The organism is Trebonia sp., assembly GCF_049794275.1.
Lineage (GTDB): Bacteria > Actinomycetota > Actinomycetes > Streptosporangiales > Streptosporangiaceae > Trebonia.
In genome coordinates, this window is the sequence record NZ_JBARCR010000533.1 from 1 (window position 1) to 1,943 (window position 1,943).

The following is a 1,943-nucleotide window of genomic DNA, read 5'->3' on the forward strand; positions in this document are numbered from 1 at the left end:
CCGCGTGCGCCCGCGCGTCGTCCGCGCGGGCCGCGCGCCCCCGCCAGCGCCGCCGCCTGACCAGCAGCCGGACAACGCCAGGCACGGCGGCCGCGATCACCGCCAGCCCGAGGACGCTGAACCCGAGCACCTCCCACGGGTTCACCCCGGCGCGGCTGCCCGCGGCGCCGCCGCTGGCGCCGCCGATCGGGAGACCCAGCTGGTGCTTGATTGCAGGGTTGAGGTTCGACGCGGCGCCGGACGTTGCCGACGTGCCGCCCTGCGACCCGGCCGAGGACCCCGGCAGGGTGCCGCTCGTGCTGAGCGTGTACACCGGGGTGGTCGCCGTACCCTGGCCGGGCGCCCCGCCCGCCGGGGTCGGCTCGAACCTGAGCCAACCGAAGCCCTGGAAGTACAGTTCCGGCCAGGCGTGCGCGTCGTGCGAGGTGACGACCCACTCGTTGCCGGCCACCGGCGTCCCTGAGGTGAAGCCGATCGCGACCCGCGCCGGGATGCCGAGCAGCCGGGCCAGCGCGGCCATGGCGAAGGAGAACTGCTGGCAGTATCCGCGCTTCGTGTGCTCGAGGAAGTTCGCCAGCCCGCTCTCGCTGATGACCGTCGGCGCGTTCAGCGTGTACCGGAAGCCGCCGCCCGCTGACAGCCAGTCCTGGAGCGCGACCGCGTCCTGGAACGCCGTCTTCGCCCCGGCTGCCTTCACCACCGACTGTGCGAGGCCGTGCAGCGCCAGGTAGGGCGCGGGGACCTGCGTGTAATAGCTGGTGCTGGCCGAGGGCGCGGCGGCGTCGTCGTCGAGGGCCTTCGCGGCCGGTGCCGCGTCGAGACTCTTCACCGAGTAGCTGAGGCCGGCCAGGTGCTGGCCGTTGTCGAACACCATCAGGCTCGACCTGTCGGCCTGCAGGCTGCCAGCCGCGGTGACCGCTGTCGCCGGATACGGTACGGGCAGCGCGTTGTACTGGTCCTGGGGGACCGATCCGCTCAGCGTGACGTGCGTGGTCACCCTCGCGAACGAGTTGCTCGCCGAGGTCGCGAGGCCGGGCGCGGCGGGTAGCTGCGGGTTCACCGTCGCCAGAATGGAGGGCTGCCCGAATATCTTCCAGCCCTCGGAGGCCGTCAGGTTGTCGAGCACGTAGACCTGGAAGTACTGCGGGTTGATGGCGGTACTGGTATAGCTGAACTCCAGCTGGGTCTGCGTCGTGTGCAGCTCGTTGCTCATCTGGGTATTGGGGTCGGGGAACCCGGCGCCGCTGCCGGCGCCGGGGCCGTGCCCGCCGATGCCCGGCTGGCCGCTGCCGAACAGCCGGGTCACGTGCAGCCCGGGGATGATCAGCGGCACGCAGAGCGCGACCGCCACCGAGGCGGCGCCTACCCGCCGTCCCGCGGCCGCGACCGCGGTGGTATCGGGCATCTGCCGCGGATCCGGGTTCTTGTGTTCCCACTCCCTGATCCGGTCCCTGCCCTCGCTGCTCAGCATCCAGAGGTAGCCGGCCGTGGCGGCGCAGAAGGCGACCGTGGTGCCGAGGGCGTCGCGGGAGATGCTGAGCGTGAACGGCTCGGTGAACAGCAGCAACAGCGGCAGGCCGGCCAGCGCCGCGCTGCCGAGCCGGACCGCGATCAGGTCGGTGAGCACGGCGATGATGCCGATGCCGGCGGCGGCGAGCAGCACCATCCCGGACAGGGCGGGGACCGGGGGAGCGTACTTCGAGGACTCGTGGAAGCCCTGCCCCGCCAGGTCCCACAGCAGCCGCAGCGAGGTCGCGGTCGGCAGCAGGTGCCCCCACGACCGGCCGTTGGAGAACACGAGGTTCAGGTACAGCAGCAGGCCGGCGAGCGTGCCGACCACGCCGACGAGCACCGGCACCCGCCGGAGCCTGGTGAGCGTGGCCGCGCCCGCGACGGCGAGGACCGCGCCCGCGCCGGCCCAGAACCAGGCGGTGCCGATGAAG

Annotated in this window: 1 protein-coding gene; it reads right to left on the minus strand. The window is 72.7% G+C overall.

The features are described 5' to 3' along the window. A partial coding sequence (locus WA805_RS14705; protein ID WP_425242598.1) for a transglutaminaseTgpA domain-containing protein occupies positions 1–1,943 on the minus strand: 1,943 nt, incomplete at both ends.